At 64.2% G+C, this 26,411-nt stretch carries 22 protein-coding genes and 1 pseudogene; 15 read left to right on the top strand and 8 right to left on the bottom strand.

The window, feature by feature from the left end:
- The first annotated feature begins 13 nt into the window (after nt 1-13).
- From HZI36_RS14530 to HZI36_RS14500, 7 genes and pseudogenes are all read left to right on the top strand, one after another.
- Nucleotides 14-2,677, top strand: coding sequence for a hypothetical protein (locus HZI36_RS14530; protein ID WP_246327085.1), 2,664 nt, complete (start codon nt 14-16; stop codon nt 2,675-2,677).
- Nucleotides 2,678-2,683: 6 nt separating this feature from the next.
- Nucleotides 2,684-3,379, top strand: coding sequence for a hypothetical protein (locus HZI36_RS14525; RefSeq protein WP_246327084.1), 696 nt, complete (start codon nt 2,684-2,686; stop codon nt 3,377-3,379).
- A 4-nt stretch (nt 3,380-3,383) separates the two neighbouring features.
- A pseudogene (locus HZI36_RS27020) lies at nt 3,384-3,563 on the top strand (PAAR domain-containing protein); the annotation flags it as partial.
- Nucleotides 3,564-3,802: 239 nt separating this feature from the next.
- The gene (locus tag HZI36_RS14515; RefSeq protein ID WP_179403346.1) at nt 3,803-4,285 is read left to right on the top strand and encodes a hypothetical protein; all 483 of its coding nucleotides are present in this window, start codon (nt 3,803-3,805) and stop codon (nt 4,283-4,285) included.
- Between the two features lie 153 nt (nt 4,286-4,438).
- On the top strand, nt 4,439-4,690 hold the full coding sequence (locus tag HZI36_RS14510) for a PAAR domain-containing protein (protein WP_179403345.1): 252 nt from the start codon (nt 4,439-4,441) through the stop codon (nt 4,688-4,690).
- Between the two features lie 405 nt (nt 4,691-5,095).
- Nucleotides 5,096-9,061, top strand: coding sequence for a trifunctional transcriptional regulator/proline dehydrogenase/L-glutamate gamma-semialdehyde dehydrogenase (gene putA / locus HZI36_RS14505; RefSeq protein ID WP_179403344.1), 3,966 nt, complete (start codon nt 5,096-5,098; stop codon nt 9,059-9,061).
- A gap of 87 nt (nt 9,062-9,148) precedes the next feature.
- On the top strand, nt 9,149-10,288 hold the full coding sequence (locus tag HZI36_RS14500) for a branched-chain amino acid ABC transporter substrate-binding protein (protein WP_179403343.1): 1,140 nt from the start codon (nt 9,149-9,151) through the stop codon (nt 10,286-10,288).
- Nucleotides 10,289-10,891: 603 nt separating this feature from the next.
- Here HZI36_RS14500 and HZI36_RS14495 read toward each other — a convergent pair.
- Both HZI36_RS14495 and HZI36_RS14490 read right to left on the bottom strand, forming a co-directional pair.
- A complete protein-coding gene (locus HZI36_RS14495; RefSeq protein ID WP_179403342.1) occupies nt 10,892-11,527 on the bottom strand; it encodes a hypothetical protein in 636 nt (211 codons plus the stop codon).
- A gap of 309 nt (nt 11,528-11,836) precedes the next feature.
- Nucleotides 11,837-12,157, bottom strand: a complete 321-nt coding sequence (locus HZI36_RS14490; protein WP_179403327.1) for a hypothetical protein — start codon at nt 12,155-12,157, stop codon at nt 11,837-11,839.
- Nucleotides 12,158-12,342: 185 nt separating this feature from the next.
- Here HZI36_RS14490 and HZI36_RS14485 point away from each other — a divergent pair, with 185 nt between their 5' ends.
- Entirely contained in the window at nt 12,343-12,699 is a 357-nt protein-coding gene (locus HZI36_RS14485) for a SpoIIAA family protein (protein WP_179403341.1), read from the top strand.
- 66 nt (nt 12,700-12,765) lie between these two features.
- Here the strand turns inward: HZI36_RS14485 and HZI36_RS14480 are convergent, their stop codons facing one another.
- Entirely contained in the window at nt 12,766-13,449 is a 684-nt protein-coding gene (locus HZI36_RS14480; RefSeq protein ID WP_179403340.1) for a hypothetical protein, read from the bottom strand.
- Nucleotides 13,446-13,643 (bottom strand): type II toxin-antitoxin system VapB family antitoxin, encoded by a 198-nt coding sequence (locus HZI36_RS14475; RefSeq protein WP_179403339.1) that lies wholly within the window; start codon nt 13,641-13,643, stop codon nt 13,446-13,448. Before HZI36_RS14475 ends, HZI36_RS14480 begins: the two co-directional genes overlap by 4 nt.
- A gap of 180 nt (nt 13,644-13,823) precedes the next feature.
- Between HZI36_RS14475 and HZI36_RS14470 the strand changes: the two genes are divergently transcribed.
- Nucleotides 13,824-14,336 (top strand): hypothetical protein, encoded by a 513-nt coding sequence (locus HZI36_RS14470; protein WP_179403338.1) that lies wholly within the window; start codon nt 13,824-13,826, stop codon nt 14,334-14,336.
- Nucleotides 14,337-14,500: 164 nt separating this feature from the next.
- Here the strand turns inward: HZI36_RS14470 and HZI36_RS14465 are convergent, their stop codons facing one another.
- The gene (locus HZI36_RS14465; RefSeq protein WP_179403337.1) at nt 14,501-15,994 is read right to left on the bottom strand and encodes an AMP-binding protein; all 1,494 of its coding nucleotides are present in this window, start codon (nt 15,992-15,994) and stop codon (nt 14,501-14,503) included.
- A 76-nt stretch (nt 15,995-16,070) separates the two neighbouring features.
- Nucleotides 16,071-17,723, bottom strand: a complete 1,653-nt coding sequence (locus HZI36_RS14460; RefSeq protein ID WP_179403336.1) for an acyl-CoA dehydrogenase family protein — start codon at nt 17,721-17,723, stop codon at nt 16,071-16,073.
- Nucleotides 17,724-17,759: 36 nt separating this feature from the next.
- Between HZI36_RS14460 and HZI36_RS14455 the strand changes: the two genes are divergently transcribed.
- The 4 genes from HZI36_RS14455 (at nt 17,760) to HZI36_RS14440 (ending at nt 22,161) form a co-directional block, all read left to right on the top strand.
- Complete coding sequence (locus tag HZI36_RS14455) at nt 17,760-18,449, top strand: TetR/AcrR family transcriptional regulator (RefSeq protein ID WP_179403335.1); 690 nt, start codon at nt 17,760-17,762, stop codon at nt 18,447-18,449.
- 243 nt (nt 18,450-18,692) lie between these two features.
- The gene (locus HZI36_RS14450; protein ID WP_179403334.1) at nt 18,693-19,847 is read left to right on the top strand and encodes a pyridoxal phosphate-dependent aminotransferase; all 1,155 of its coding nucleotides are present in this window, start codon (nt 18,693-18,695) and stop codon (nt 19,845-19,847) included.
- Between the two features lie 69 nt (nt 19,848-19,916).
- Nucleotides 19,917-20,696 carry an ABC transporter substrate-binding protein gene (locus HZI36_RS14445; RefSeq protein ID WP_179403333.1) on the top strand — a complete coding sequence of 260 codons (780 nt, stop codon included), beginning with the start codon at nt 19,917-19,919 and terminating at the stop codon, nt 20,694-20,696.
- Between the two features lie 4 nt (nt 20,697-20,700).
- Nucleotides 20,701-22,161, top strand: a complete 1,461-nt coding sequence (locus HZI36_RS14440) for an FAD-binding oxidoreductase (RefSeq protein WP_179403332.1) — start codon at nt 20,701-20,703, stop codon at nt 22,159-22,161.
- Between the two features lie 19 nt (nt 22,162-22,180).
- Here HZI36_RS14440 and HZI36_RS14435 read toward each other — a convergent pair whose 3' ends face one another.
- A complete protein-coding gene (locus tag HZI36_RS14435) occupies nt 22,181-22,828 on the bottom strand; it encodes a PadR family transcriptional regulator (RefSeq protein WP_179403331.1) in 648 nt (215 codons plus the stop codon).
- 81 nt (nt 22,829-22,909) lie between these two features.
- Nucleotides 22,910-23,383 carry an AraC family transcriptional regulator gene (locus tag HZI36_RS14430; protein WP_179403330.1) on the bottom strand — a complete coding sequence of 158 codons (474 nt, stop codon included), beginning with the start codon at nt 23,381-23,383 and terminating at the stop codon, nt 22,910-22,912.
- A 329-nt stretch (nt 23,384-23,712) separates the two neighbouring features.
- Here HZI36_RS14430 and HZI36_RS14425 point away from each other — a divergent pair, with 329 nt between their 5' ends.
- Both HZI36_RS14425 and HZI36_RS14420 read left to right on the top strand, forming a co-directional pair.
- Nucleotides 23,713-25,173: a mechanosensitive ion channel gene (locus HZI36_RS14425; protein WP_179403329.1), complete on the top strand. Its 1,461-nt coding sequence runs from the start codon at nt 23,713-23,715 to the stop codon at nt 25,171-25,173.
- Nucleotides 25,174-25,494: 321 nt separating this feature from the next.
- On the top strand, nt 25,495-26,411 hold a 917-nt coding region (locus HZI36_RS14420), incomplete at its 3' end, for an aldehyde dehydrogenase family protein (RefSeq protein ID WP_179403328.1).

Below are 26,411 nucleotides of genomic sequence, written 5' to 3'. Positions count from 1 at the left end.
GATTCCGAGGAACATGAGCAAGGGCCACCCTTCACCGAAGCCTTCCGCGCCGGCCAAGCCGGCCAGCGCGTCGGGCACGCCCGCGACGCAGCCTTACACGCCGCTGAACTGGTCTTTTCCGTTCATCCCGACTGGTAAGGACGACGCGGCCAATCCGATGACCTACATGAAGGCATTGGCCGCCGCTGACGACGGGTTCTATCCGCTTGGCGCGAACGGCATGTGGCACGGCGGCATCCACTTCGACCAGAACACGCGCGCAAAGCTGAAACAAGGCGATGGCATCCCCGCGATCGCCGATGGCGAAGTCGTCGCGTATCGGCTCGACAGCACGTATCCGGAACAGGAATACCAGGATGGCCGACATGCACTGTATTCGACGGGATTCGTGCTGATTCGCCATCGGCTGACATTGCCGCCTTCGCCGAAGCCGGGCCCGGGGGCGAGCGCGAGCAAACCAGCGCCGAATGAGACGCTGACGTTCTTCAGCCTGTACATGCACGTGATGGACTGGAACAGCTATCGGTCGGCGGCGAAGCGGGCGAAAGTCGCTCAAGTCGGCCGCTCGAAGCTGAACATGGGATCGATGCCGTATTGGGAAGGCGATCGGTACTATCGCGTCGGCGACAACGCAAACGACAAGCAGGGCGTTCCTCGGCCGAAGGTGCGGGTGCCATCGCCGCGCGACACGATCGACCGCGATGTGCTCGGGGAATTCATCCAGAGCGATTTCAAAAAACAGCCGGAACCGGAGGAGGACGTGGAAGACACGACGCCGCTCCCACCCCCGGTCACGGGCATCCGCATCCGCGATCTGCCGAACGGCAGGATCATCGGCATCTTGCCGAAAGGGGCGGAATTGACTGTCTCCGACACGGACGAACTGGCAAAGGCGAATCCGGGCTGGGCGAAGATCAAGGTGATCAGGTCCGGTGCACCGGCCGCGGCGGTCGTCGGCCAGCTGGTGTCGCCGCACGTGCCGTACGGGTATGTGTTCGAGAAGGAACTGGATCCAATCGTTGACCCGAAGCCGCTGGATACTGTGGTCGTGCTGAAACAGCCATATTCGGTGAAGGCGGGCGATGTGATTGGCCAGTTTGGTCACTATCTGCGTTACCCGGACGCGAAGCTGCTGCCGCCCAAGCCGACCCGGCCGCTGCTGCATTTGGAGGTATTCGCTGGCCCTGAGCTTGCCGCGTTCATCCAGAAGAGCCGTGATCGGGCGAAGGAGTTGCCCGGAGCCAAAACGTTTCTGGAAATCTCGCCAGGCGCTCGGCTAGTTATCGATCTGCCGGAGCCGGATCAGAAATTGCCGCCCGGCCTGAAGCTCGCACCGCTCGGCGAGGCTAAGGGCAAGTGGGTCAAGGTACAACCGAAAACGGTCACGATGCCCGTACATGCCGGCCGTCACGCGAAACCGATCCTGAACGACGCAGGCACGCCGGTATGGGTTGACGGCAGTCTCGCCAACACGACGACAACCGTGATCGTGCCGGGGTGGAAGGACTTCCCGCTGAACTTATCGAACGTAAAAGGGCCCGGCGCGGATTTTCGCGACGTGTTCCGGCGCGTCGATCTGGACAAGAGCGGCGCGGCGCGCATCGCGAAGGACGACAAGGGGCGGCGGTGGTTTTTCGTGACGATCGGCACCAAGGACGGCGGCACGCATGACGGATGGGTGTGCGAGCAGGACCACCCGCTCGTGCGAATGTGCGGGCCGTGGGACTGGCCCGGCTTCGAACTGGTCGACAACAGCAGCATCACGCCGATTGACATGCTCAAGCGCTACATCTACGTCGCTGAGCAGTTTTTGGTCGATGAAGACAAAACTGAATTCGAGACGAGCGCGGCAACGGTTAACGGGAGTCCGCTCATCACGACGCTCGAGAAGGCGATCGACACGAACCACGACGGGAAGGTGACGGCGCGGGAGCTGAAGCACGCGCAGGAAACGCCGTGGATGGCGGAGGCGCTCTCCCACCTCGTGGTGCGTTGCGAAAGCGAATGGGGCGGTGGGCTGGGGAAATGGGAGGCGCTGTCGCCGCTGATGAAGAAGTTGCTGTGGCTGTGGAAGACCGAGATCGAGCGAATCGGGAAGCTGCAGTGGTGGGAGCAGGTCACCAGCGTGGAGGGTTTCCCGCAGGAACCGAGTCCGTGGCATTTCCATCCGATTGGATTGATTGGGAATTTCGTTACGAAACCTGTCGAGAAAGAAAATAATTTCACTGAAGAGGATGCTGCGGATGCGCTGAGATATATTTTTGACAAATATGGAAGAGCCATCGCTGAGACTGTCGAGCGGATGTATAGGACGGAAACGAGACATTTCCAGTCGATGCAATATCGTCGGTGCGGAACAGGCGGGATGGAGGCACATGGTCCCGCGCCGTACTATGGATGGACTCCCGATTTTTATAGCGAACCACCAATTGGAAAATGGGCTGCCTTTGAAGGTGCTGGTCTCAGCGGGCAAGGTGGAAATGCGCAAGTTACGGATCGGAAGAAAGAGTTCGTTGTGGTTTCATCTGTGCGAGTAGGCATGGAATTCAAGGCAAAATATATCGTGAATTACAGTGGAAACTACGCGCGATGGTTTTCAACTGACTCGAAAAAGCAGGCGCTCTATCGAAAAACTCTCGAGTTAATAGTGCCTAGAATTGTAAATTCATTTAAGTGATCTAATATGAGAATCGTTGAAAAAATTGCGATATTTGCACTCTTTTTGATGATTTCATGTGGCGTTTATGCTTCGCCTGAAATCTGCAGGAGTGAACTGAGAGAATTAATTGTGCCTCCGCTTGAGCATGTTGCAATGAACAAGAGGAATATCCAAGTTGATCTCGAGGATACGTCCGATGGAGTCTATAGTGTTAGGCTGTATGTTCAGGCGGATAGCCCCGATAATTTTGATAAACGGGTGTCAATTGGTTGGGTGAATTTGGATACAAATTCAATGAAAGTTCTGGATATGACGCGAGATCCTGATCATCCAGATGTGTTGAAGGTGAATGCGGAAAAATATCGAAAATTTGTTTCGGATTGTATTCGCAAGCCATCGAAAGCGGCAATGAGCTGTGATGAGCTAAATAAACATGCGTCGCACGCTGTCGCCAGCATACCTCTGTCAGAAAGTGGGATGACGGTGATTGGGAGCGGGCGGCTTCAATTTTACTCTGCTCCCAGTCTTGAGTGCAAAATGAAAGGCGTTTTTATTTTGACCGGCGAATCTGTGAATGCATACATAAAATATAACGGCTTCACATCTGTTGCATACGTTTCCTCAAAAAATAATGATCCAGTTAAGGGGTGGGTAAGAAGCACTCGACTAAAACGCAATGATCTCGAAATTTCTCCACGAGAGCCCGCTAATAACCAGTAGATTAATGATGAACCTGATCCGCGTAGGCGACGACACCGACCACGGCGGCAAGGTCGAAACGGACTCCGCGACGATGTGCTTCGGCAGTCGCTATGTCGCCGGCAAGGGTGACCGAGTGTTCTGTCCGCGGTATTCCGACGTATCGCCGAACGTCATCAAGGAAGGCGACTCCTCGATGACGGATGAAGTCTTCCGATCGCGCGACGTGCGGCGGTTACCTGGTATGACGGTGACCGAGTTGATCAGTTGGGATTGGTTGAACGTGAGTTCTGTCTCTCAGCGGGGCCGGCCGGTGACCTCGCCGCCTGATCGTAGGACTACCGACGGTCCATCGTAAGTCTACGGCGGGAGAGGCATATCAAAATCGCACGTGATGCCACTTTTTGATCTTTTCCAAAAAAATATTTGCGACGATATTTTGTAATGAAAATTACGCGAAAAGCAGGATTATTTTTTGTCATATTTCTTGCATCAAGCGCAAGTGTGTTTTCAAAAAATATGGCTTATACCATTGAAGACAAGGATTTACGTCCTATTTCGAGAAATGTTTACGAAATCCTTGCCAAGGATCCCTCGTACACTACTTTTGGAACGCTGGGTTGTAAGCTCGTGGGGGAAAAAATTCCATTGGAATCATCGGCTCCTATCTTCACCTACTTCGTAACCACGTCGGATGCTTGTGGTTGGGGAACTGCGCTCGGCCCCATATGGCTAGTTGACGAACTACGTAGGAAAGTAATCCTGAGCGCTGGCGGTTATGCAGTGTTGATTCAGAGTCGCGTTAGAAATGGCTTTCGGGATGTCAAAATTTCGTCCGAAACTTCTGGCTCGGCAGAATCTGATTATTATTCATTTGGTAGAATTAAATATTTGCGAGCAAAAATTCGAAACCGACAAAGCCACTAGCTAAGCGCTGATAAATCGCCCGCCTCGCGCTAGTTGTCGTCGGCGCCGATATGGAATTTCCGGGTGATGAAGTGAGTCAGGAAAATTCTGCTTTCGGTTGGTGGGAAATAAATTCGTGGGTTATCACACCACCTACATGAGCCACGATACACCATGATGAATTTAATCCGCGTAGGCGACGACACCGACCATGACGGCAAGGTCGAAACGGGCTCCACAACGATGCGCTTCGACGGTCGCTACGTCGCCCGCAAGGGTGACCAAGTGTCCTGCCCGCGGCATCCCGATGTATCGCCGAACGTCATCGAGGAAGGCGATCCCTCTATGGCGGACGACGGTATTCCAATCGCGCGGCACGGCCATCGCGCGACGTGCGGCTGCCACCTGATATCCAGCCTCGTCTGACCGGCATACAAGAGCGGTGCTCGTCCGATGCGGGCCGGGCAACGCCGAATTTTCGAGTCGTTCGTTTTCGATGACACAACGACGAGCCGCATGAAGCCGTTCGCAGCCACACAGCGCGCGAAATATCGATCCACGCCCCCGATGAAGGCGACAAGGCTACGCATCTGGATGCCTGTCCGAATTCCGCCCAGCCACCTCCGCTCAATCATCGGTTCAGGGAAAACACCGACGCCCGACCCAAGGGCAACCCCTAGGTTGCAACCGGATAAGTGGCTGATTATATTGGCTAAACACCGGGTGCAACCACTTCCCGTAATCGGGTTGCACCTTTTTATTGCGTGCCGTACGATTGCGCCCATCTCTTCAAATCATTGGTCGGCCCCCAGCCGGCGCGAGAAGGAAATCATGGCAAGCACCACTCTAGGCGTCAAAGTCGACGATCTGCTTCGCGCGCGGCTCAAGGATGCGGCGGCGCGGCTCGAACGCACCCCCCACTGGCTGATCAAGCAGGCGATCTTCGCGTATCTCGAGCGTATCGAGCACGGTCAGCTTCCGCCGGAGCTCTCCGGTCACAGCGGCGTCACCGAGCTCGCCGACGGGCACGTCGACGGCGAAGACGACAGCGCCACGCACCCGTTCCTCGAGTTCGCGCAGAACGTGCAACCGCAGTCGGTGCTGCGCGCGGCGATCACCGCCGCGTACCGTCGCCCCGAGCCGGAGTGCGTGCCGTTCCTGATCGGCCAGGCGCGTCTGCCCGAGAACATCGCCGCCGACACGCAGGCGCTCGCCGCGAAGCTCGTCGAATCGCTGCGCGAGAAGAATTCCGGCGGCGGCGTCGAAGGGCTGATCCACGAATTCTCGCTGTCGAGCCAGGAAGGCGTCGCGCTGATGTGTCTCGCCGAGGCGCTGCTGCGCATTCCCGATCGCGCGACCCGCGATGCGCTGATTCGCGACAAGATCAGCAAGGGCGACTGGCGCTCGCACGTCGGCCACGCGCCGTCGCTGTTCGTGAACGCGGCCACCTGGGGGCTGATGATCACCGGCAAGCTCGTGACGACGAACAGCGAGACCGGGCTGTCGTCGGCGCTCACGCGTCTGATCGGCCGGGGCGGCGAGCCGCTGATCCGCAAGGGCGTCGACATGGCGATGCGCCTGATGGGCGAGCAGTTCGTGACCGGCGAGACGATCTCCGAAGCGCTCGCGAACAGCCGCAAGTTCGAGGCACGCGGCTTCCGCTATTCGTACGACATGCTCGGCGAAGCGGCGACGACCGAAGAGGACGCGCTGCGCTACTACGCGTCGTACGAGCAGGCGATCCACGCGATCGGCAAGGCCGCCGGCGGCCGCGGCATCTACGAAGGCCCGGGCATCTCGATCAAGCTGTCCGCGCTGCATGCGCGCTACTCGCGCTCGCAGCAGGAGCGCACGATGAGCGAGCTGCTGCCGCGCGTGCGCGCGCTCGCGCTGCTCGCGCGCCGCTACGATATCGGCCTGAACATCGACGCCGAGGAAGCGGACCGTCTCGAGCTGTCGCTCGACCTGCTCGAAGCGCTCTGTTTCGATCCGGAGCTCGCCGGCTGGAACGGGATCGGCTTCGTCGTGCAGGGCTACCAGAAGCGCTGCCCGTTCGTGATCGACTACCTGATCGACCTCGCGCGCCGCAGCCGCCACCGCCTGATGATCCGTCTCGTGAAGGGCGCGTACTGGGATACCGAAATCAAGCGCGCACAGCTCGACGGCCTCGAAGGCTATCCGGTCTATACGCGCAAGATCTACACCGACATCTCGTATCTCGCGTGCGCGAAGAAGCTGCTCGCGGCGCCCGATGCCGTCTATCCGCAGTTCGCGACGCACAACGCGTACACGCTCGCCGCGATCTATCACCTCGCCGGCCAGAACTACTATCCCGGCCAGTACGAATTCCAGTGCCTGCACGGGATGGGCGAGCCGCTCTATGAAGAAGTGACCGGCCCGCTGTCCGCTGGAAAGCTGAACCGCCCGTGCCGCGTGTACGCGCCGGTCGGCACGCACGAAACACTGCTCGCGTATCTGGTGCGCCGCCTTTTGGAAAACGGCGCGAACACGTCGTTCGTGAATCGCATCGCGGACAAGTCCGTGTCGGTGAATGAACTCGTCGCCGATCCGATCGATGAGGCGTCGAAGGTCGTGCCGCTCGGCGCGCCGCACGCGAAGATCCCGCTGCCGCGCAATCTGTACGGCGACGAGCGCTTCAATTCGATGGGCCTCGATCTGTCGAACGAGCATCGTCTCGCGTCGCTGTCGTCGGCGCTGCTCGCGAGCGCGCATCATCCGTGGCGCGCGGTACCGATGCTCGCCGATGACGGGATCGCCGACGCGCCCGCGCGCGACGTGCGCAACCCGGCCGACCAGCGCGACCTCGTCGGCCAGGTCAGCGAAGCGACGGCCGAGCACGTGAGCGCCGCGCTCGCGCATGCGGTCGCCGCCGCGCCGATCTGGCAGGCGACGCCGGTCGACGCGCGCGCCGATTGCCTCGCGCGCGCAGCCGATCTGCTCGAAGCGCAGATGCACACGCTGATGGGCCTGATCGTGCGCGAGGCGGGCAAGTCGCTGGCGAACGCGATCGCGGAAATCCGCGAGGCGGTCGATTTCCTGCGCTACTACGCCGCGCAGATCCGCGACGAATTCTCGAACGACACGCATCGCCCGCTCGGCCCCGTCGTCTGCATCAGCCCGTGGAACTTCCCGCTCGCGATCTTCATGGGCCAGGTCGCGGCCGCGTTGGCGGCCGGCAACACGGTGCTCGCGAAGCCCGCCGAGCAAACGCCGCTGATCGCCGCGCAAGCGGTGCGTCTGCTGCGCGAGGCCGGCGTGCCGGCCGGCGCGGTGCAACTGCTGCCGGGCACCGGCGAGACGGTCGGCGCGGCGCTCGTCGCCGATCCGCGCACGCGCGCGGTGATGTTCACCGGCTCGACCGAAGTCGCGCGGCTGATCAACAAGACGCTGTCGTCGCGCCTCGATCCGGACGGCAAGCCGATTCCGCTGATCGCGGAGACGGGCGGCCAGAACGCGATGATCGTCGACTCGTCGGCGCTCGCGGAGCAGGTCGTCGCGGACGTGATGCAGTCGTCGTTCGACTCGGCGGGCCAACGCTGCTCGGCGCTGCGCGTGCTGTGTCTGCAGGACGACGTTGCCGACCGCACGCTGACGATGCTCAAGGGCGCGATGCAGGAGCTCACGCTCGGCAACCCGGACCGCCTGTCGACCGACGTCGGCCCGGTGATCGACTCGGACGCGAAGCGCACGATCGACACGCACGTCGCGGCGATGAAGGACAAGGGCCACGGCGTCACGCAGATGCCGGCGCCGGACGCCTGCGCGCACGGCACGTTCGTGCCGCCGACGCTGATCGAGATCGGCACCATCGACGAGCTGAAGCGCGAGGTGTTCGGCCCGGTGCTGCACGTGGTCCGCTATCGCCGCAACAGCCTCGACAAGCTGCTCGAGCAGATCCGCGCGACCGGCTACGGGCTCACGCTCGGCATCCACACGCGAATCGACGAGACGATCGCGCACGTGATCTCGCGCGCGCACGTCGGCAACATCTACGTGAACCGCAACGTGATCGGCGCGGTGGTCGGCGTGCAGCCGTTCGGCGGTGAAGGGCTGTCGGGCACGGGGCCGAAGGCGGGCGGCGCGCTGTATCTGCAGCGCCTGCTCGCGACGCGTCCGGCCGGGCTGCCGAAGTCGCTCGCGGCGATGCTCATCGCGGACGACGCGAGCGGCGCGAGCGGTGCGAACAGCGCCGGCGACGGCGCGAAGCACGAGCATCCGTCGGCGGCGCTCGCCGCGCTGCGCGACTGGCTGATCGAGCAGCGCGAGCCGGCGCTCGCCGCGCGTTGCGACGGTTATCTCGCGCAGGTGCCGGCGGGCGCGACCGCGGTGCTCGCGGGCCCGACGGGCGAGCGCAACACGTATACACTCGGCCCGCGCGGCACGGTGCTGTGCGTCGCGGCGACGCAAAGCGGCGTGCGCGCACAGTTCGCGGCGGTGCTCGCGACCGGCAACCGCGCGTTGTTCGCGGGCGCGGCCGGCGAGGCGCTCTACGCGGCGCTGCCGGCATCGCTGAAGGCGCATGCGGGCGTGCGCAAGCAGGCGGACGCGCCGTTCGACGCGGTGCTGTTCGAAGGCGACAGCGACGAACTGCAGACGCTCGTGAAGGAAGTCGCGCAGCGCCCCGGGCCGATCGTGTCGGTGCAGGGTGTCGCGGCGGGCGCGTTCGAACGCGGCGACGCGGAGGATTACGCGCTGGAGCGTCTGTTGACCGAGCGCTCGGTCAGCGTGAACACCGCGGCGGCGGGCGGCAATGCGAATTTGATGACGATCGGCTGAGCGACCCTCGCCGGATCGGATCAAGCGGAAGGCGGCGGCAAGGCGAACCCCGAGCCGTCGCTTCATACCTGGTACCTAGGAGAAGCTATGCAACACACGATGAAAAAGCTGGCAGGCGCGACGTTCGTTGCGGTCATGTCGCTTGCGGGGACGGCGCACGCCGACGACGTGAAGATCGGCTTCGCGGCCCCGATGACGGGGGCGCAGGCGCACTACGGCAAGGACATGCAGAACGGGATCGTGCTCGCGATCGAGGACTTCAACGCGACGAAGCCGACGATCGGCGGCAAGCCGGTGACGTTCGTGCTCGACGCGCAGGACGACCAGGCCGACCCGCGCACGGGCACGACGGTCGCGCAGAAGCTCGTCGACGACGGCATCAAGGGCATGCTCGGCCACTTCAACTCGGGTACGACGATCCCGGCATCGCGGATCTACGCGAACGCCGGCATTCCGCAGATCGCGATGGCGACCGCGCCGGAATACACGCAGCAGGGCTTCAAGACGACGTTCCGGATGATGACGTCCGACACGCAGCAGGGCGCGGTCGCGGGCGCGTTCGCGGCGAAGGATCTCGGGATGAAGAAGATCGCGATCGTCGATGATCGCACCGCGTATGGGCAGGGTCTTGCCGACCAGTTCGAGAAGGCGGCGAAGGCGAACGGCGCGACGATCGTCGACCGCGAGTTCACGAACGACAAGGCGGTCGACTTCAAGGCGATTTTGACGAAGCTGAAGTCTGCGCGTCCGGACCTGATCTACTACGGCGGCGCGGATTCGCAGGCGGCGCCGATGGTCAAGCAGATGCACGCGCTCGGCATCACGGCGCCGCTGATGGGCGGCGAGATGGTGCATACGCCGACGTTCCTGAAGATCGCGGGCCCGGCGGCGGATGGCACGATTGCTTCGCTGGCTGGTATGCCGCTTGATCAGATGCCGGGTGGCAAGACGTACGCGACGAAGTACAAGAAGCGTTTTGGCGAGGATGTGCAGACGTATTCGCCGTACGCGTATGACGGCGCGATGGCGCTGTTCGACGCGATGAAGAAGGCGAACTCGACCGATCCGGCGAAGTACCTGCCGGTGCTGGCCGCGACTGATATGGCCGGGGTGACGTCGACGCATGTTGCGTATGACACGAAGGGGGATCTGAAGAACGGCGGTATCACGATGTACAAGGTCGTGAACGGCGACTGGAAGCCGCTGAAGAGTATTGGCGCGAAGTAAGGGTTGCTGCTTGGCTGGGGCTGCGGCGTCGTTTGAATGACGGCGTGGTGTGATCCTGGTACGCGTGGCGAATGCCCGACGCCCACTGCGAACGCAGTGGGCGTTTTCGTTTGGACTGCCGGATTCGGGCCTCTGAGCGCCGTGCGCGGCGGTTTGAACTCGGCATTCGGGCCTCTGGGCGCGGTGCGTGGCGCTTTGAGCTCGGCATTCGGGCTTCTGAGCGCCGTGCGTGACGCTCTGAGCTCGGCATTTCGGACCTCTGAGCGCCGTGCGCGACGTTTTGAGTTCGGCATTCGGGCCCCCGATCGCCGTGTGCGACGCTTTGAGCCCGGCATTTGGGCCTCTGAGCGCCGTGCGCGACGCTTTGAGCTCGGCATTTCGGACCTCTGAGCGGCGCGTTCGGGCCTCAGACCTCCGATCACGAGGGTTTGTCCTCCGCGCACGAGTCTTAGAGTTCCGGTCATGAGGGTTTGACCGCCGCGCACGATGGTTTTACACAACTCCGTGGGCCTGTCCGCCTTGGCCGCTCTCCGATCGTTTAGTTCGCGGTGATCGTCAGCTTGCCGTACTCGACAGTGATTTTGATCTTCTATAGATTCTTGACTATGGAGACGGATGGTCGATGAATTGGTATTGTGTTATTGCAATGCGATATCCCCAGATCGCACCGATAGTAATCGCCGCAAACACAATGCCTAGAAAAATCGGTTTTTTTGAGCGACGGAAAATTTCGCTATCAAAATAAAATATGCTGAATGTTGTAACTAGGCCTTGGCACACCAAAGCTACGAGATATCTCTTTATATTTATACCGTGTTGATACGGCACCCAGTCCGCCCCCTCATTTATTGCAAGATTGAAATTTGTTGGAGTCAAATAATCATAGCAATACCAGGTCGCGATTGAAATGAATGGGACCATCAGCCCGATAAAAATGTAAGCGTATCGACCGGCGCGAGGATGAAGGACGCGCATCATTAACGCCAGGATGATCTGGGATGGTGAGAATACAATGAATGTTCCAATTATCGCCACGAGGCCGAATATGGGGGGGAATAAAATCATCATCAGCGCCGCATTGCTTTGGGGTCTATTCGGATTTCCATGGACAAAATCGATTAACACCAGGGAGGTGATAATTGATGTACTTAAAGCCAGCGCGGCGAAAAATGCGACCAAAACTAAGCTTTTGGCAAATGAATGTCGCGTATTGACTTCTTTTTTGCTCTTGGTATTCATGTTTTGGTCAAAAAATTGAACACTATTTATTCAGACGATCACCGTTCCAGCAGGCAGAAGGTCGGCGCCTCAATCACATAAGGCTGATATTCAGTGATCGTCGTCTGCGCTCGAATTGTCGACGATCTGGATCGTGATGTCGAACGTCGCCTCTTGGCCGCACTCCGACCAACGTTGTCGCTTTCGGCGCTCGGTGACGCGCACAAGTCGCCCCCGCTATCCGCTAGCTGCACAGGCCGCTGAATGGAGACAGTGAAGGGCGGCGAGAGCACATAGCGCGGTTCGCCGCCATCGGATTCGATACGTGACTTACAGGTGCTTCAGAAATCTCAAATAGAAGGCCGCGAATACCAGGACAATGCCGATATTCACCATCAGCCGTTCCCAGAATCGGTTCTTGAAGAACAGAACATCCACACCAACGATAACGACTATCAACGCCGCAACGAAAAACACGATAGACGCATTTCTTGTCATTTCAATCACCCGTTCAGGCCGCGAAATTGACGGATTGACGACGAGGAATTCGTTGGATATCAAATAGGGCAAGAGTGCGGCCCGGCTCGATATCAAGTTCCCGCAGCATACCGAGCTGCGCGCTACGCGTGATGTAGGGAATTCTCCAGTCATGCCGCGAAACGTGTCGCACGGGGCGGGAGGATGGTAACGGGGCGGGGCCGTTAGCGCACTCCAAGCGGCGTTGAACCTGCTAACCGAGCCGCGTGAAAAGGCGTATCGTGAAGAAATCATCGAACGCCAGGCTCATCCGCGCCGCGCCTGAGCATGTAACGTCTTCCTAGTCAGGGGGGCTTGCCATGATCCTTTATCACACCGACCCCGATTCCGCCGTCATCGAAATTTCCGTCGAAGGGAAAATCACCGACCACGAACTGCGCGAAGCCATCGAACGCGTGCGTGGCGATCTCGAACTGAACGGCAAGACCCGCGTGCTCGAACGCATCGAGCATGTCACCGGCATCGAGCCGAAGGCGCTGTGGACCGATATAACGCTCGGCGTTTCCGTGGCCCGCAAGGTCACGCGCGCCGCCGTGGTGGCCGATGCGGGCTGGATCCGTGCGTCGATGCATCTCGCGCGGTTCTTTACGAAGGCCGAAGTCAAGGCGTTCCACGTCAACGAGCTGGAGCAGGCGCGCGTGTGGATCAACACCTGAGCAGCCGTCGGGGCCACTGGAAAATCGCCACTCGATAACCCCGCAGCCGAGCTCGTAGAGAGAACGTCAACGAGCGGCGGGGGGAGGTGTAACTATCTCCGGCGCATACACAAAGGGACGTTTTTTCCATCCGTCAGGTGTTGCGACAAGATCGATTGAACTCAGCGCCTTGTTTTGTCCCGCCACGACCGGCCATATACCACCCGGAGATGTGCTGTCTTCGGCAACTTGTCGGAGCTCGGGATCCTTTGCCCAGCTTGCGAGATTGTCGATCTGATAGGTGAAGGAAACGATCGTGGCCTTGTCGTTGTTCGCCGTCGTCAACTCCCGCCAGCCTTCGATCCGCACGAGTTGGAGCCGCCCGTATTGGTAGCAGCCGTGACGGTTCTGTGGCGAAGGCGGACCATATCGGACGAACAACGGATCGTGCTCATTGGTCAGCCGCCAGTACTTGAATGATCCAGGGGCTGGACCATTGAATGATTCGACGATTCCGGCTCGCGCCATCGCATGCAGCTCTGCCTGATTTTCGGCCGGGAAGGGGCTATCCGGGTATGGAAACTCGTCGACTATCGCGCAAAGGCGGCCGCTATCGCCGGCGAGCTCACGCTTGATGGCGGCAGTGAACTCGCGCACGTGGTCTTGGTGCTCCGTCGCGCACGCAGTGAGCACCGCTGCGGCAATGCAATACGAAACGCAGCGGACCACCCAAACCGATCGATCTGCCTGCCCCTTGGCATTCAAGATCATCTGACGTCCGGTCGGCGGCGCGGCGCTGCCTCGATACCTGGCTGGCTTCCGCCAAGATTGGCGAGCCGTTTTGCGGCTTCGCGCTGGATCAGGGCCTTGAGTGCCTCGCGCACAAGCGCCGATTTTTCTTCCACGCCCGTATAGGCTTGGGCCTTGGCAAGCAGATCGTCGTCGAGTGCGATCGTGGTGCGCATTTTCGCTCCTTGAGAGGTAAGCCAATGACTGGCACGAATTACAGCATCGAATGATGCCCAAAAAATTGCCTCCCATCATGCTGCAAAGTCCTGCCACCTGCTTCATGAGGATGTAAGCGGGGAAGGCCTCGGATTTCACGAAATAATGGAGCGGGCGCAGGATATGTTTGGAGGCACCGAATGACGGACACGAAAACCGTGATCACCCAGCACCTCGCCGTCCTTCTCGGGCTAGAACTGAGCGGTATCAATCACGCCGCCGACATGCTGACCTTACAGTTCGGTCAACTCAGGCAGATCACCACCCGACGAGGCACCGTCAAACAGGTTGGTGCGTGGGCGTTGCACGTTCAATGCGGCTGGCGTGTTGAACAGTCCGGCCGCATTGTGGCGAGCCAGGACGATCTCGGCACGGACGATGCGGCTCGTCGCACGACGGAGCGTCTGGACGGGCTGTTGGTCGACCCCATTCCCGCCGTCGTTGAACGGGTGCAGGCGAACGCTTCAGGCGGTATATGGATCGATCTGTCGCATGACCGGAGGCTTGTTGTCACGCCGAATGATGTAGCCGAGGATGAAGATTGGCGATTCTTTGCTCCCGACAGCGATGGGCCGCATTTCGTGATCGAGGGAGGCAAGATTGATCCGGACTCGCTGCCGAGTTCGGGAGCGTCGGATGAGAAACAGTCGTGATGGAAGCGATGGCCCAAGGGTTGAGACCAGAAAGTGACCGCCCCCGTCAATCAGGGGGGCGGCGACATATCTGGGAACTGCGCCGATCGAATCAGGCTCATGATCGCGGCGGCCCGATTCCCGGCGCGTAGGGAACCGGCGAACAACCTATTGTGTCTGCGTTACTACCGCAGCATGAACTTCTGCAGCTTCCCCGTCGGCGTGCGCGGCAGCGTATCCGCGAACACGTACTCTCGCGGGATCTTGTACCCCGCAAGCCGCTCCGCACAGAACGCGCGCAGCGCGTCCCCGTCGAGTTCCGCGCCCGCTCGCGCGACCACGTGCGCGACGACGGTCTCGCCCCAGTCCGGGTGCGGGCGGCCGACCACCGCGACCTCGACGATGCCCGGATGCGCGCTCAGCACGTCCTCGACTTCCTTCGAATAGACGTTCTCGCCGCCCGTCACGATCATGTCCTTCAGCCGGTCGACGACGAACAGGTAGCCGTCCTCGTCGACGCGCGCGACGTCGCCGGTGCGATACCAGCCATCCGCGAACGTGGCGCTCGTCGCGGCCGGATCGTCGAGATAGCCGAGCATCATGCTGTCGGCGGCGAGCCAGATCTCGCCAGTGTCCCCCGGCTGCGCGTCGCGGCCGTCTTCGCGCACGACGCGCAGATCGACGCCGGGGCCGCCGTGGTGCCCGATCGAGCCGGCCTTCGCGATCTGCTCGTGCGGATAGAGTGTCGTGCCGGCCGGGCCCGTCTCCGTCATGCCGTAGACCTGGAAGAACGCGTTGCTGCGATAGGCCTGCGCGAGTCGCTCGGCCTGCGCGGCGCCGATCGGCCCGCCGCCGTAGATCCACGCGCGCACGCTCGACAGATCGAACGACGCGAAATGCTCGACCTTGTCGAGCGGTAGCGTATACGACACCGGCGCCCCGAAATACAGCGTCACGCGCTCGCGCTCCACCGCCTCGAGAAAGCGCAGCGGATGGTATTCGCGCAGCAGAACGACCGTGCCGCCGACGTACAGCGTGCCGCCGAACCAGTTGTTGAGCGGCGACGAATGCCAGATCGGCATCGCCATCAGCGTATGCTCGTCGCGCGTCATCGACAGCGACAGCGCGCTCGCCATCGCCGCGAGCGTCACCGTGCGGTGGCTGTGCACGCAGCCTTTCGGTCGGCCGGTCGTGCCGGACGTGTAGAGGATTTCGGCGACGTCGTCGTCGCCGGGGCGGATTCCGTCAATTCCTTTGGACGCGTCGAGCAGCGTGCCGAAGTCCGGCACGCCGGCGACCGCGCCTTCGGTCGCGAGCCGCTCGACCGGATGCGCGACGCGCTCGAGCACCGGCGCGAGCGCCGCGTCGAACAGCACGACCTTGCAGCGGCTGTGCGCGAGCATGTAGTCGACTTCGGGCGCCTGCAGCTTGTGGTTGATCGGCACGAACGCGGCGCCGAGCCGCCACGTGCCGAGCAGCAGATCGACGAACGCGGGCGTGTTGAAGCACATCGCGGCGACGCGGTCGCCGGCCGCGATGCCGAGACCGCGCAGCACGGCCGCCGCGCGGCGCGATCGCTCACGCGCTTGCGCGTACGTGATCGTCGTGCCGTCGTGGCGCAGGAACGGCTTGTCGGGTGTCGCGCGCGCGGCGCGCTCGAGTTGGGCGACGAGGTTCATTATTGTGTCTCCTCCAGGGGCAAGGCATGCGGTGCGCGCCGCGCACGACGCGCGGGCGGCATTACGCTACGGCACGTCAGGCAGGATACGCGCGCTGCAGCAGCGTGGCGACGTCGATCGCGCGCGGATCGAAGCTGCCCATCACGCGGCCCCAGCCGGGCTCGCCGAGCCGCGTCGCGATGAACGCGTCGGCGACGGCGGCCGGCGAGTCGCGGCGCAGCAGGCACGCCTGCGCGACGAGCACGAGCCGCTGCGTGAACAGGCGGCCGGCCGCTTCGAGCGTGGCCGGCTCGGCGCCGAGCATCGCGCGCAACGCGTCGAGCTCCGCGCGGATTCGCGGCTCGCCCGCGCCCATCTCGCCCAGCTCGTCGAACAGCGACACGAGCAGGTCCGGCTCGCGCGAGATCGCGCGCAGCACGTCGAGGCACATCACGTTGCCGGAGCCTTCCCAGATCGAGTTGACGGGCGCCTCGCGGAACAGCCGCGCGATCGGGCCGTTCTCGACGTAGCCGTTGCCGCCGAACGCTTCCATCACCTCGCCGGTGAATTCGACCGCGCGCTTGCAGACCCAGAACTTCGCGGCCGGCGTGACGATTCGCTTCCATGCCTGCTGGCCGCGCACATCGCCGTGCTCGAACGCTTCGGCGAGCCGCATCGACAGCACGAGCGCGGCCTCGCTTTCGAGCGCGAGATCGGCGAGCACGGTGCGCATCAGCGGCTGCTCGGCGAGCGCGCGGCCGAACGCGTGGCGCTGCCGCGTATATGCGATCGCCTGCACGACGCCCTGGCGCAGCATCGCCGAACTGCCGAGCACGCAGTTCAGCCGCGTATAGGTCGCCATCTCGATGATCGTCGGAATCCCGCGGCCTTCCTCGCCGAGCATGATCCCCCACGCGTCATTGATCTCGATCTCGCTGCTCGAATTGCTGCGGTTGCCGACCTTGTCCTTCAGACGCTGGATCTCGATCGGATTCTTCGTGCCGTCGGGCCGCCAGCGCGGCACGTAGAAGCACGACGGGCTACCGGTGTCGGTGCGCGCGACGATCAGGTGCGCGTCGCACATCGGCGCGGAGAAGAACCACTTGTGCCCGCGCAGCAGATATTCGCCGCCGCGGCCGCCCGCGCCGACCGGCGTCGCGGTCGTGGTGTTCGCGCGCACGTCGGAGCCGCCCTGTTTCTCGGTCATCCCCATGCCGAGCCACATCGACGCCTTCTGCTCGACCGGCACGTCGCGCGGATCGTAGACGTTGCTGTACAACTTGTCGCGCAGTTGCTCCCACAGCGCCGGCTCCTTCTGCAGCACGGGGATGCTCGCCTGCGTCATCGTCGCCGGACACATCGTGCCGTGCTCGATCTGGGTGTGCAGATAAAAGCCGGCGGCGGTCGCGGTCCAGCGGCCGGGGCGCGGATCGCGGAACGCGAGCGAGATCAGCCCTTCCTCGCGGTAAATCCGCATCAGCTCGTGCCAGGCCGGGTGGAACTCGACGCTGTCGATCCGCCGGCCGCGCCGGTCGAACACGTTCAGTTCCGGCGTGTGGCGGTTTGCGTCGTCGGCGAGCTTCGCGACCTCGCGGCTGCCGAGCCGGGCGCCAAACGCGTCGAGCTGCGGCGCGGCCCACTCGGCGCCGGCGCGCGTGAGCGCCTCGCGCAGCGCGACGTCGGTCGCAAAGAGGTTATAGTCGACGAGTTCGTCGAACTGGTTGGTGACTGCGTGGGTGGGTCCGGTCATCGGTGTCTCCGTATCTCGATTTCCAGAGTAGCAAATATGCCGTCCCGACATGTTCAGGTTCCGCCGCCGCCCGGGAAGCCCGCCGCGCAGCCGCATCCCGCCTTGCGCCGCCGGCCGCGACAGTCGCGCGCGCAGGTGACGTCGCAGGCGCTGCAGCAGGCGTTCGTTCAGCTTTTGCTCGAGTGCGGCTACGCGAAGGCGACGATCCGCGAGATCGCGGCGGTCGCGGGCGTCAGCGTCGGCACGTTCTACGAATACTTCGGCGACAAGCAGAGCCTCGCGGCGCTGTGCATCCACCGGAACGTGCAGGCGATGGCCGAGCGGCTGCGCGCGAAAGCCGCCGAGCTGCGCGGCGCGTCACGCGCGCGGATCGCGGATGCGCTCGTCGATTTGCAGGTGGACGTCGTGATCGCCGACGCGCCGCTGTGGGCCGCGCTCTTCGCGCTGGAGCGGCAGGTGTCGTCGCTCGACGCGTACCGGCGCCACTACGACGCGTACGTCGCGCTGTGGCGCGACGCGCTCGCGCAGGCCGCCGATCCGCCGCCGGCCGAGCGGCTCGACGGGCTCGCGCGGGTCGCGCACACGCTGTGTTATGGCTGGATCTCGCAGTCGCTGCTGACGCGCGGGCCGGCGCTCGGCGATGCGGCGCTGCGGGATGAGTTGCGGGTGGCGGTGGAGGCGTGTGTGGCGGGGGGCGGTGCGGCGTCGTTCACTTCGTCCACCTGATCCCGCTCGGCGCCGCTCGCGCTGGCTCGCGCGTCCCGCGTGGCCGTCGCGCGGATGCTGTGTCCGCATGATGGATCGCACTCCGTCCGTGATTCTTAGCGCCACCGACCCCTCAGGCATGCGCTCAGCTCATACCCCCCATGACAAACTTTCGATTGCCGCCCGATATTGACTGAGGCTAAATCGCCGCATCCCCGGGGCGCGCTTGCGCGCCCGCCAGTCCCCGATCCCCAAGGAGAATCCATGCGAAGCGCCACCGCGCCCCGTTCGAAGCTGCCCGACGTCGGCACCACGATCTTCACCGTGATCGGACAGCTCGCGGCCGAGCATGACGCGCTGAACCTGTCGCAGGGCGCGCCGAATTTCGCGCCCGATCCGGCGCTCGTCGAGGGCGTCGCGCGCGCGATGCGCGACGGCCACAACCAGTACGCGCCGATGGCCGGCGTCGCGTCGCTGCGCGACGCGCTCGCCGAGAAGACCGAGCGCCTGTACGGCGCGCGCTACGACCCGGCGGACGAGATCACCGTCGTCGCGAGCGCGAGCGAGGGGCTGTACGCGTCGATCAGCGGGCTCGTGCATCCGGGCGACGAGGTGATCTACTTCGAGCCGTCGTTCGACAGCTACGCGCCGATCGTGCGGCTGCAGGGCGCGACGCCGGTCGCGATCAAGCTGGCGGCGCCGCATTTCCGCGTCGACTGGAACGCGGTCGCCGCCGCGATCACGCCGCGCACGCGGATGATCATCGTGAACACGCCGCACAACCCGACCGCGACCGTGTTCTCGGCCGACGACGTCGCGCAGCTCGCGCGGCTCACGCGGCAGACCGACATCGTGATCCTGTCCGACGAGGTGTACGAGCACGTCGTGTTCGACGGCGTGCGGCACGAGAGCATGGCGCGGCATCGCGAACTCGCCGAGCGCAGCGTGATCGTGTCGTCGTTCGGCAAGTCGTTCCACGTGACCGGCTGGCGCGTCGGCTACGTGCTCGCGCCCGCCGAGCTGATGGACGAGATCCGCAAGGTTCATCAGTTCATGACGTTCGCGGCCGACACGCCGATGCAGATCGCGTTCGCCGAGATGCTCGCGCAGCCGGACAGCTATCTCGGCCTGTCCGCGTTCTATCAGCACAAGCGCGACCTGCTCGCGCGCGAGCTCGCGGGCTCGCGCTTCGAGGTGTTGCCGAGCGAGGGCTCGTTCTTTATGCTCGCGCGCTTCAGGCACTTCTCCGACGAGCGCGACAGCGACTTCGTGCTGCGCCTGATCCGCGACGCGCGCGTCGCTACGATTCCACTGTCCGCGTTCTACACGGACGGCACCGACGCCGGCGTGATCCGGCTCAGCTTCTCGAAGGACGACGCGACGCTGGTCGAAGGCGCGCGGCGGCTTTGCAGTATTTGATTTCGACGGTTTGACAACGCGCGGCAGCCGCCCGCTGATTACCCACGATCCCAACGAGAGGAGATCACCATGAAGCACCTGAAAATCTGGTTCGCGCTTGCCTGCGCGTTTGCTTCCGGCGCGGCGCTCGCCGAGTCGAATACGCTGCGGTACGGCCTCGAGGCGGAATATGCGCCGTTCGAGTCGAAAGCGCCGAGCGGCGAGCTGGTCGGCATCGACATCGATATCGGCAACGCGGTGTGCAAGACCGCGAAGCTCACGTGCACGTGGGTCGAGACGTCGTTCGACGGGTTGATTCCGGCGCTGAACGGCCGCAAGTTCGACGCGATCAACTCGGGGATGAACGCGACCGACAAGCGTCGCGAGGCGATCGACTTCACGACCGTCATCTATCGCGTGCCGACGATGCTGATCGCGCGCACCGGCAGCGGCATCCTGCCGACGCCCGAATCGCTGAAGGGCAAGCGCGTCGGGGTACTGCAGGCGTCGGTTCAGGAGACCTATGCGAAGGCGCACTGGGAGCCGATGGGCGTCCAGGTCGTGTCGTACCAGGACCAGAACCAGGCCTATGCGGATTTGTCCGCCGGGCGCGTCGACGGCACGCTGGTGCAGGGGCCGGCGGGCCAGACGGGCTTCCTGAGTCGTCCGGAGGGCAAGGGCTTTTCGTTCGTCGGCGGGCCGGTGCGTGACGACAAGATTCTCGGCAGCGGGATCGCGTTCGGCCTGCGCAAGGGCGACAGCGCGCTGAGGGCGAAGCTGAACGCGGCGATCGACAAGCTGAAAGCCGATGGCACCGTGAAGACGCTCGGCCAGAAGTACTTCGGCAATATGGACATCTCCGCGAAGTGACGCAATGCTGAATCACGACACCGCCGCCGCGCGCGGCGAGCCGGACCGCGGCGAATCGGACCGGGCGGCAGCGAACCGGGCGGCGGCGGACGCGAGCCCGATCCATGCGGCGCTCGCCGCCGAGCTCGGCGCGGACGTCGTCACGCGGGCCGACGACATCGAGCCGCGCTTTTTCACCGCGTACAACGAGGCGCCGGGCGCGCGGCCGCTTGCGCTGGCGCGGCCGAGAAGCGTCGATGACGTGTCGCGCGCGCTCGCGCTGTGCGCGCGGCGCGGGCAGCCGGTCGTGCCGCAGGGCGGGCTCACCGGGCTCGCGCGAGGCGGCGTCGCGCTCGGCGGCGAGGTCGTGCTGTCGATGGAGCGCTTCGCGGGCATCGAGTCGCTCGACGCGGCCGCCGCGACGATCACCGTGCGCGCCGGCACGCCGCTTCAGGTCGTGCAGGAAGCGGCCGACGCGGCGGGCTTCACGTTCGGCGTCGATCTCGGCGCGCGCGGTTCGTGCCAGATCGGCGGCGCGCTCGCGACGAATGCGGGCGGCACGCGCGCGATCCGCTACGGAATGATGCGCGAGCAGGTGCTCGGGCTCGAGGCGGTGCTCGCGGACGGCACGGTCGTGTCGTCGATGAACCGGATGCTGAAGAACAACGCCGGCTACGACCTGAAGCAGCTATTTATCGGCAGCGAGGGCACGCTCGGCGTGATCACGCGCGCGGTGCTGCGGCTGCATCCGAAGCTCGCGCCGCCGGCGACCGCGCTGTGCCGCGTCGCGGATTACGACGCGGTGCTGCGGCTGTGGGAGCGCGTGCGCGCGGTGCCGGACGTCGTCAGCTTCGAGGCGATGTGGCCGGCGTTCTATCGCTACGTCGCGCGCCATACGCCGGAGGTCGTCGCGCCGTTCGCCGGCGACGACGGTTTCGCGGTGCTGATCGAGTTCGCGACGAGCGCACCGGGCGGCGACGCCGCGCACACGCTCGAAGCGTGTCTCGCCGGCTGCTTCGACGCGGGGCTCGTCGACGACGCGGCGCTCGCGACGTCGGAGCGGCAGGCGCGCGACATGTGGACGCTGCGCGAAGGTCTCGCGATCGACGCGCTGCCGCATCTCGTGAACTTCGACGTGAGCCTGCCGACCGGCGTGCTCGGCGCGTTCGCCGAGCGCTGCGAGGCGGCGCTGCGCGCGCGCTGGCCGGACGTCGTCAGCCTGTTCTTCGGGCACGTCGGCGACGGCAACGTGCACATCGGCGTGTCGCTCGCCGACATGGACGACGCGTGCGAGGCCGCGATCGACCGGACCGTCTACGCAGTCGTGGAGGACATGGGCGGCTCGATCTCGGCCGAGCACGGGATCGGCGTGCTGAAGCGGCCGTATCTCGGCTGCACGCGCGGCGCGGCCGAAATCGACCTGATGCGCCGGCTGAAGGCGGCGCTCGATCCGCGGCAGATCCTGAATCCCGGCAAGGTGCTCTGAGCGGCCGCCGTCGCCGCGTTCAGCGCGCGTCCGCGCGTGGATCGGTGTGCGGATCGGCGCGCGGGCCGGTGTGCATGAAGCGCTCGGCGACCTCGCGCAGCCGCGCGTCGCTCCAGGTCAGCGCGCCGGCCTTCAGGTGCCCGACTACGCTGCGCACCCACGCGAGCTCGGCTTCGAGCGTCTGCTGGATCCATTCGGTGTCGAGCAGGAAGAAGCGGGGGATCTGCATCGCGAGCGCCGCGTTGCGCGTGGCGTCGACGCGTTCGAGCTCCTGCTCGAGCGCGATCACGCGCGCTTCGAGCTCGCGGCGCGCGTCGTCGACGGACAACAGCGGCAGCACGGACAGCGCGGCCGGGAACGACGGGAATTCGCGCGCCGGCTGGGCGAGCTGCTCGCGCAGCCATGCGCGCGCGGCGTCGCGGCCGGCGTCGGTGATCGCGTAGACGGTGCGTTCCGGAAACGCACCGTCGCGCTCGGTGTCCTGCACCGCGACGAGGCCGGCGCGCAGCAGGCGGTCGATCGTCTGGTACAGGCTGTTGCGCTGCCGGACGTTGACCACTTCGTCCTTGCCGCGCAGCTTGATCAGCTGCTGAATCCGGTACGCGTGCATCGGCGCTTCGGCGAGCATCGCGAGCACGGTCAACGCGAGAGGAGATGAGCGAGCCATGACATGATTAGTTCAGTTATATCTGGTCATGTTATGACTAGATATAACTGAACGCAAGGCAAAGCGCCGCGCGGCGCCGCGTTACTGCAGCGGCACGTGGATCTCGGTCAGCAGATCCTCGGGCGCGGTGCGGTCGGGCGTATTCAGATACAGCTCGAACGGCGGCGCGCCCGCGCCGCCGCGTCCCGACTTCGGCAGCCATTCCTGGAACAGCCACCGGTATGCGTCCTTCATGTCCGGATACGGGCCGCGGTGCAGCAGCACCGCGTAGTCGCCGCCGCGCAGCGCGATGCGCTCAACGGGCGGCGCGGGCTCGACGGTTGCGGCTTCCGGCACGATCACCGCCTGCGAGCGCAGGTCCGCGGCCGGCACCGCGTCGGGATTGTCGTGGAACACGCCGATCCAGCGCGTCTGCGGCACGAGAAAGCCGTGCGTGTCGGCCCATTGCGCAAGCGCGGCGAACGCGGCGCCGATCCCCGCGTATTCGCCACGATGCTCGACCGCGTAACCCGCCTGCTCGGGCAAGGCCCGGATCGTCACGTTTCGTTCGAACATGCTGCCGTCTCCTGTGAGCGCGCGTCGTGCACGCACATGCTTCGACCGTAGCACAGCCGTTGCGGCAGTGTGCGGCTTGCAGCGCGGCGCGGTGTCGGCGGAATGGCTGGCCGAATGCCGCCGAATACGACCCGATGGCGCCAAATACGCGCCCGCGACCCAAAATTGGGTTCGAATCATTTCGTTTCTCGTCTAAAGTTAAAAACGTTGAATTCGGCTGAAGCCGTCATTTTTATGATGTAAGGTCGCGCAAGCGGGACGCCGTTTCGAAGCACGCAGGTAGTTCGTCGATGTTCAATCGCAACGCCACGTTTTCGGGAGAAGAAGAAATGGATGCATCCAGCTTCATCACGTCGCTGCAGGCCACACTAGGGGGCTATCTGCCGAAGATCGCGGGGGCGATCGGCATCCTGGTGATCGGCTGGCTGATCGCGGTGATCGTCCGGGCCGGCACGCTGCGTCTGCTGTCCGCGCTGAAGGTCGACAAGCGTATCGCCGACAGCACCGGCCAGGGCGCGTTCGTCGAACGCATCATCGCCGGCGGGCTGTTCTGGCTCGTGCTGCTCGTCACCGCGGTCGGCATCTTCAACGTGCTGAATCTCTATGCGGTGTCGAATCCGTTCTCGCTGCTCGTCACGCACATCGTCAACTACCTGCCGAACCTGATCGGCGGCGCGGCGCTCGCGCTGATCGCGTGGCTGATCGCCTCGCTGCTGCGCACGCTCGCCGGCCGCCTGCTGAAGGCGGGCGGTCTCGACGACAAGCTCGCGTCGTGCGCCGACATGAAGCCGATGAGCGGCTATCTCGGCGACGTGCTGTTCTGGCTCGTGATCCTGATGTTCCTGCCGGCGATCCTGTCCGCGTTCGCGCTGTCGGGGCTGCTGTCGCCGGTGCAGGGGATGGTCGACAAGCTGCTCGACATCGTGCCGAACGTGTTCGGCGCGGCGGTGATCGGCTTCGTCGGCTGGCTCGTCGCGCGCGTGCTGCGCGGGCTCGTGACGAACCTGCTCGTCGCCGCGGGCGCGGACAGGCTCACGCAGAGCATCGACAGCCCGACGCCGGTGCGCGTGTCGAGCCTGATCGGCACGATCGTCTATGTGTTCGTGTTCGTGCCGACGCTGATCTCGGCGCTCGACGCGCTGAAGATCGACGCGATCTCGGGCCCGGCGACGAACATGCTGAACCAGTTTCTCGCCGCGGTGCCGGACATCGTCGCGGCGATCGTGATCGTGCTCGTCACGTTCTACTTCGCGCGCTTCGTCGCGGCGCTCGCGCAGAAGCTGCTGGTCGCGGCGGGCGCCGACGGGCTGCCGGCGGTGCTCGGCGTCGAACGGATCTTCAGCGGGATGCTGCAGCCGTCGGTGCTCGTGGGCCGGCTGATCGTGTTCTTCGCGATGCTGTTCGCGGCGGTCGAGGCGGCGAACCGGCTCGGGTTCTCGCAGGTGCGGGACGTCGTCACGCTGTTCATCGAGTTCGGCGCGCACGTGCTGATGGGCGGCGTGATCCTCGTGATCGGCTTCTGGCTCGCGAACCTCGCGCGGCGCGTGATCCAGCAGGCGGACAGCGGGCATAGCGTGCTGTTCGCGCGGATCGCGCAGTTCGCGATTCTCGGCCTCGTGCTCGCGATGGGGCTGCGCGCGATGGGGATCGCGAACGAGATCGTGCAGCTCGCGTTCGGGCTCGTGCTCGGCGCGATCGCGGTGGCCGTCGCGCTGTCGTTCGGCCTCGGCGGGCGCGAGGCGGCGGGCAAGCTGCTGGACCGCTGGTTCAACGAGCGCGGCGGCGAATGACGGATGCGCCCGGCTGCCGGCCGGGCGCGCGGCGGGCGGCGCCACGTCGCGCCACGTCGCGCCGCGCCGCGCACCGCCGCGCACCGCCGCGCGCCTGCGACCACGCATCGCCTGACGGCCGCGTGCCGGCTGTTTGAATTTGGAACGCCGAGCCGCGCGCGCATCATCCGCATTGCTCAAAATCTGAACAGCTCCGACACGTCCGTTTGTCGCGTGGGGCCGTACCTGTCACGGATTGCCGGTTTGGCACGCATGTTGCTGGAAGGGTGACAGCCAACCGGCCGCCTCAATCCGACAAGCATGACTGACAGGAGACACGTGATGAACCCGTTTGATCTGAAGCAACTCGGCCTCGACGTCGACTATCCGTATCGCCAGCAGTACGACAACTACATCGGCGGCAAGTGGGTGCCGCCGGCCAACGGTGAATATTTCGAGAACGTTTCGCCGATCAACGGGCAGCCGTTCTGCCGCGTGCCGCGCTCGAGCGGCGCCGACATCGAATTCGCGATCGACGCCGCGCACGCGGCGCGCCGCAAGTGGGGCAAGACGTCCGCAACCGAGCGCTCGAACCTGCTGCTCGCCGCCGCCGACCGGATGGAGCGGAACCTGAAGTTGCTCGCGGTCGCGGAGACGATCGACAACGGCAAGCCGCTGCGCGAGACGATGGCCGCCGACCTGCCGCTCGCGGTCGACCACTTCCGCTATTTCGCGGGCTGCGTGCGTGCGCAGGAAGGTTCGATCTCCGAGATCGACGACAACACGGTCGCGTATCACTTCCACGAGCCGATGGGGGTCGTCGGCCAGATCATTCCGTGGAATTTCCCGCTGCTGATGGCCGCGTGGAAGCTCGCGCCGGCGCTCGCGGCCGGTTGCTGCGTCGTGATGAAACCGGCCGAGCAGACGCCCGCGTCGGTGCTCGTGCTGATGGAGATCATCGGCGACCTGTTCCCGGCCGGCGTGATCAACATCGTGAACGGCTTCGGCAAGGAGGCGGGCGAGGCGCTCGCGACGAGCAAGCGCATCGCGAAGATCGCGTTCACCGGCTCGACACCGGTCGGCAAGCACATCCTGCACGCGGCGGCGGACAACCTGATCCCGTCGACGGTCGAGCTCGGCGGCAAGAGCCCGAACATCTTCTTCGCCGATGTGCTCGACCAGGACGACGCGTTCCTCGACAAAGCGCTCGAAGGTCTCGCGATGTTCGCGTTGAACCAGGGCGAGGTGTGCACGTGCCC

The organism is Burkholderia guangdongensis, from assembly GCF_013403875.1.
In the GTDB taxonomy this organism is placed as follows: Bacteria; Pseudomonadota; Gammaproteobacteria; order Burkholderiales; family Burkholderiaceae; genus Burkholderia; species Burkholderia guangdongensis.
Note: the sequence above shows the minus strand (reverse complement) of the source record. Positions and strands in the feature narration are given on the sequence as shown.

Excerpts from the sequence above, each read along its gene's own strand:
- HZI36_RS14530 (WP_246327085.1), top strand. The coding sequence starts at position 14 with ATGAGCAAGGGCCACCCTTCACCGAAGCCTTCCGCGCCGGCCAAGCCG.
- HZI36_RS14525 (WP_246327084.1), top strand. The coding sequence starts at position 2,684 with ATGAGAATCGTTGAAAAAATTGCGATATTTGCACTCTTTTTGATGATT.
- HZI36_RS14515 (WP_179403346.1), top strand. The coding sequence starts at position 3,803 with ATGAAAATTACGCGAAAAGCAGGATTATTTTTTGTCATATTTCTTGCA.
- HZI36_RS14510 (WP_179403345.1), top strand. The coding sequence starts at position 4,439 with ATGATGAATTTAATCCGCGTAGGCGACGACACCGACCATGACGGCAAG.
- putA (WP_179403344.1), top strand. The coding sequence starts at position 5,096 with ATGGCAAGCACCACTCTAGGCGTCAAAGTCGACGATCTGCTTCGCGCG.
- HZI36_RS14500 (WP_179403343.1), top strand. The coding sequence starts at position 9,149 with ATGCAACACACGATGAAAAAGCTGGCAGGCGCGACGTTCGTTGCGGTC.
- HZI36_RS14495 (WP_179403342.1), bottom strand. The coding sequence starts at position 11,527 with ATGAATACCAAGAGCAAAAAAGAAGTCAATACGCGACATTCATTTGCC.
- HZI36_RS14490 (WP_179403327.1), bottom strand. The coding sequence starts at position 12,157 with ATGACTGGAGAATTCCCTACATCACGCGTAGCGCGCAGCTCGGTATGC.
- HZI36_RS14485 (WP_179403341.1), top strand. The coding sequence starts at position 12,343 with ATGATCCTTTATCACACCGACCCCGATTCCGCCGTCATCGAAATTTCC.
- HZI36_RS14480 (WP_179403340.1), bottom strand. The coding sequence starts at position 13,449 with ATGATCTTGAATGCCAAGGGGCAGGCAGATCGATCGGTTTGGGTGGTC.
- HZI36_RS14475 (WP_179403339.1), bottom strand. The coding sequence starts at position 13,643 with ATGCGCACCACGATCGCACTCGACGACGATCTGCTTGCCAAGGCCCAA.
- HZI36_RS14470 (WP_179403338.1), top strand. The coding sequence starts at position 13,824 with ATGACGGACACGAAAACCGTGATCACCCAGCACCTCGCCGTCCTTCTC.
- HZI36_RS14465 (WP_179403337.1), bottom strand. The coding sequence starts at position 15,994 with ATGAACCTCGTCGCCCAACTCGAGCGCGCCGCGCGCGCGACACCCGAC.
- HZI36_RS14460 (WP_179403336.1), bottom strand. The coding sequence starts at position 17,723 with ATGACCGGACCCACCCACGCAGTCACCAACCAGTTCGACGAACTCGTC.
- HZI36_RS14455 (WP_179403335.1), top strand. The coding sequence starts at position 17,760 with ATGCCGTCCCGACATGTTCAGGTTCCGCCGCCGCCCGGGAAGCCCGCC.
- HZI36_RS14450 (WP_179403334.1), top strand. The coding sequence starts at position 18,693 with ATGCGAAGCGCCACCGCGCCCCGTTCGAAGCTGCCCGACGTCGGCACC.
- HZI36_RS14445 (WP_179403333.1), top strand. The coding sequence starts at position 19,917 with ATGAAGCACCTGAAAATCTGGTTCGCGCTTGCCTGCGCGTTTGCTTCC.
- HZI36_RS14440 (WP_179403332.1), top strand. The coding sequence starts at position 20,701 with ATGCTGAATCACGACACCGCCGCCGCGCGCGGCGAGCCGGACCGCGGC.
- HZI36_RS14435 (WP_179403331.1), bottom strand. The coding sequence starts at position 22,828 with ATGGCTCGCTCATCTCCTCTCGCGTTGACCGTGCTCGCGATGCTCGCC.
- HZI36_RS14430 (WP_179403330.1), bottom strand. The coding sequence starts at position 23,383 with ATGTTCGAACGAAACGTGACGATCCGGGCCTTGCCCGAGCAGGCGGGT.
- HZI36_RS14425 (WP_179403329.1), top strand. The coding sequence starts at position 23,713 with ATGGATGCATCCAGCTTCATCACGTCGCTGCAGGCCACACTAGGGGGC.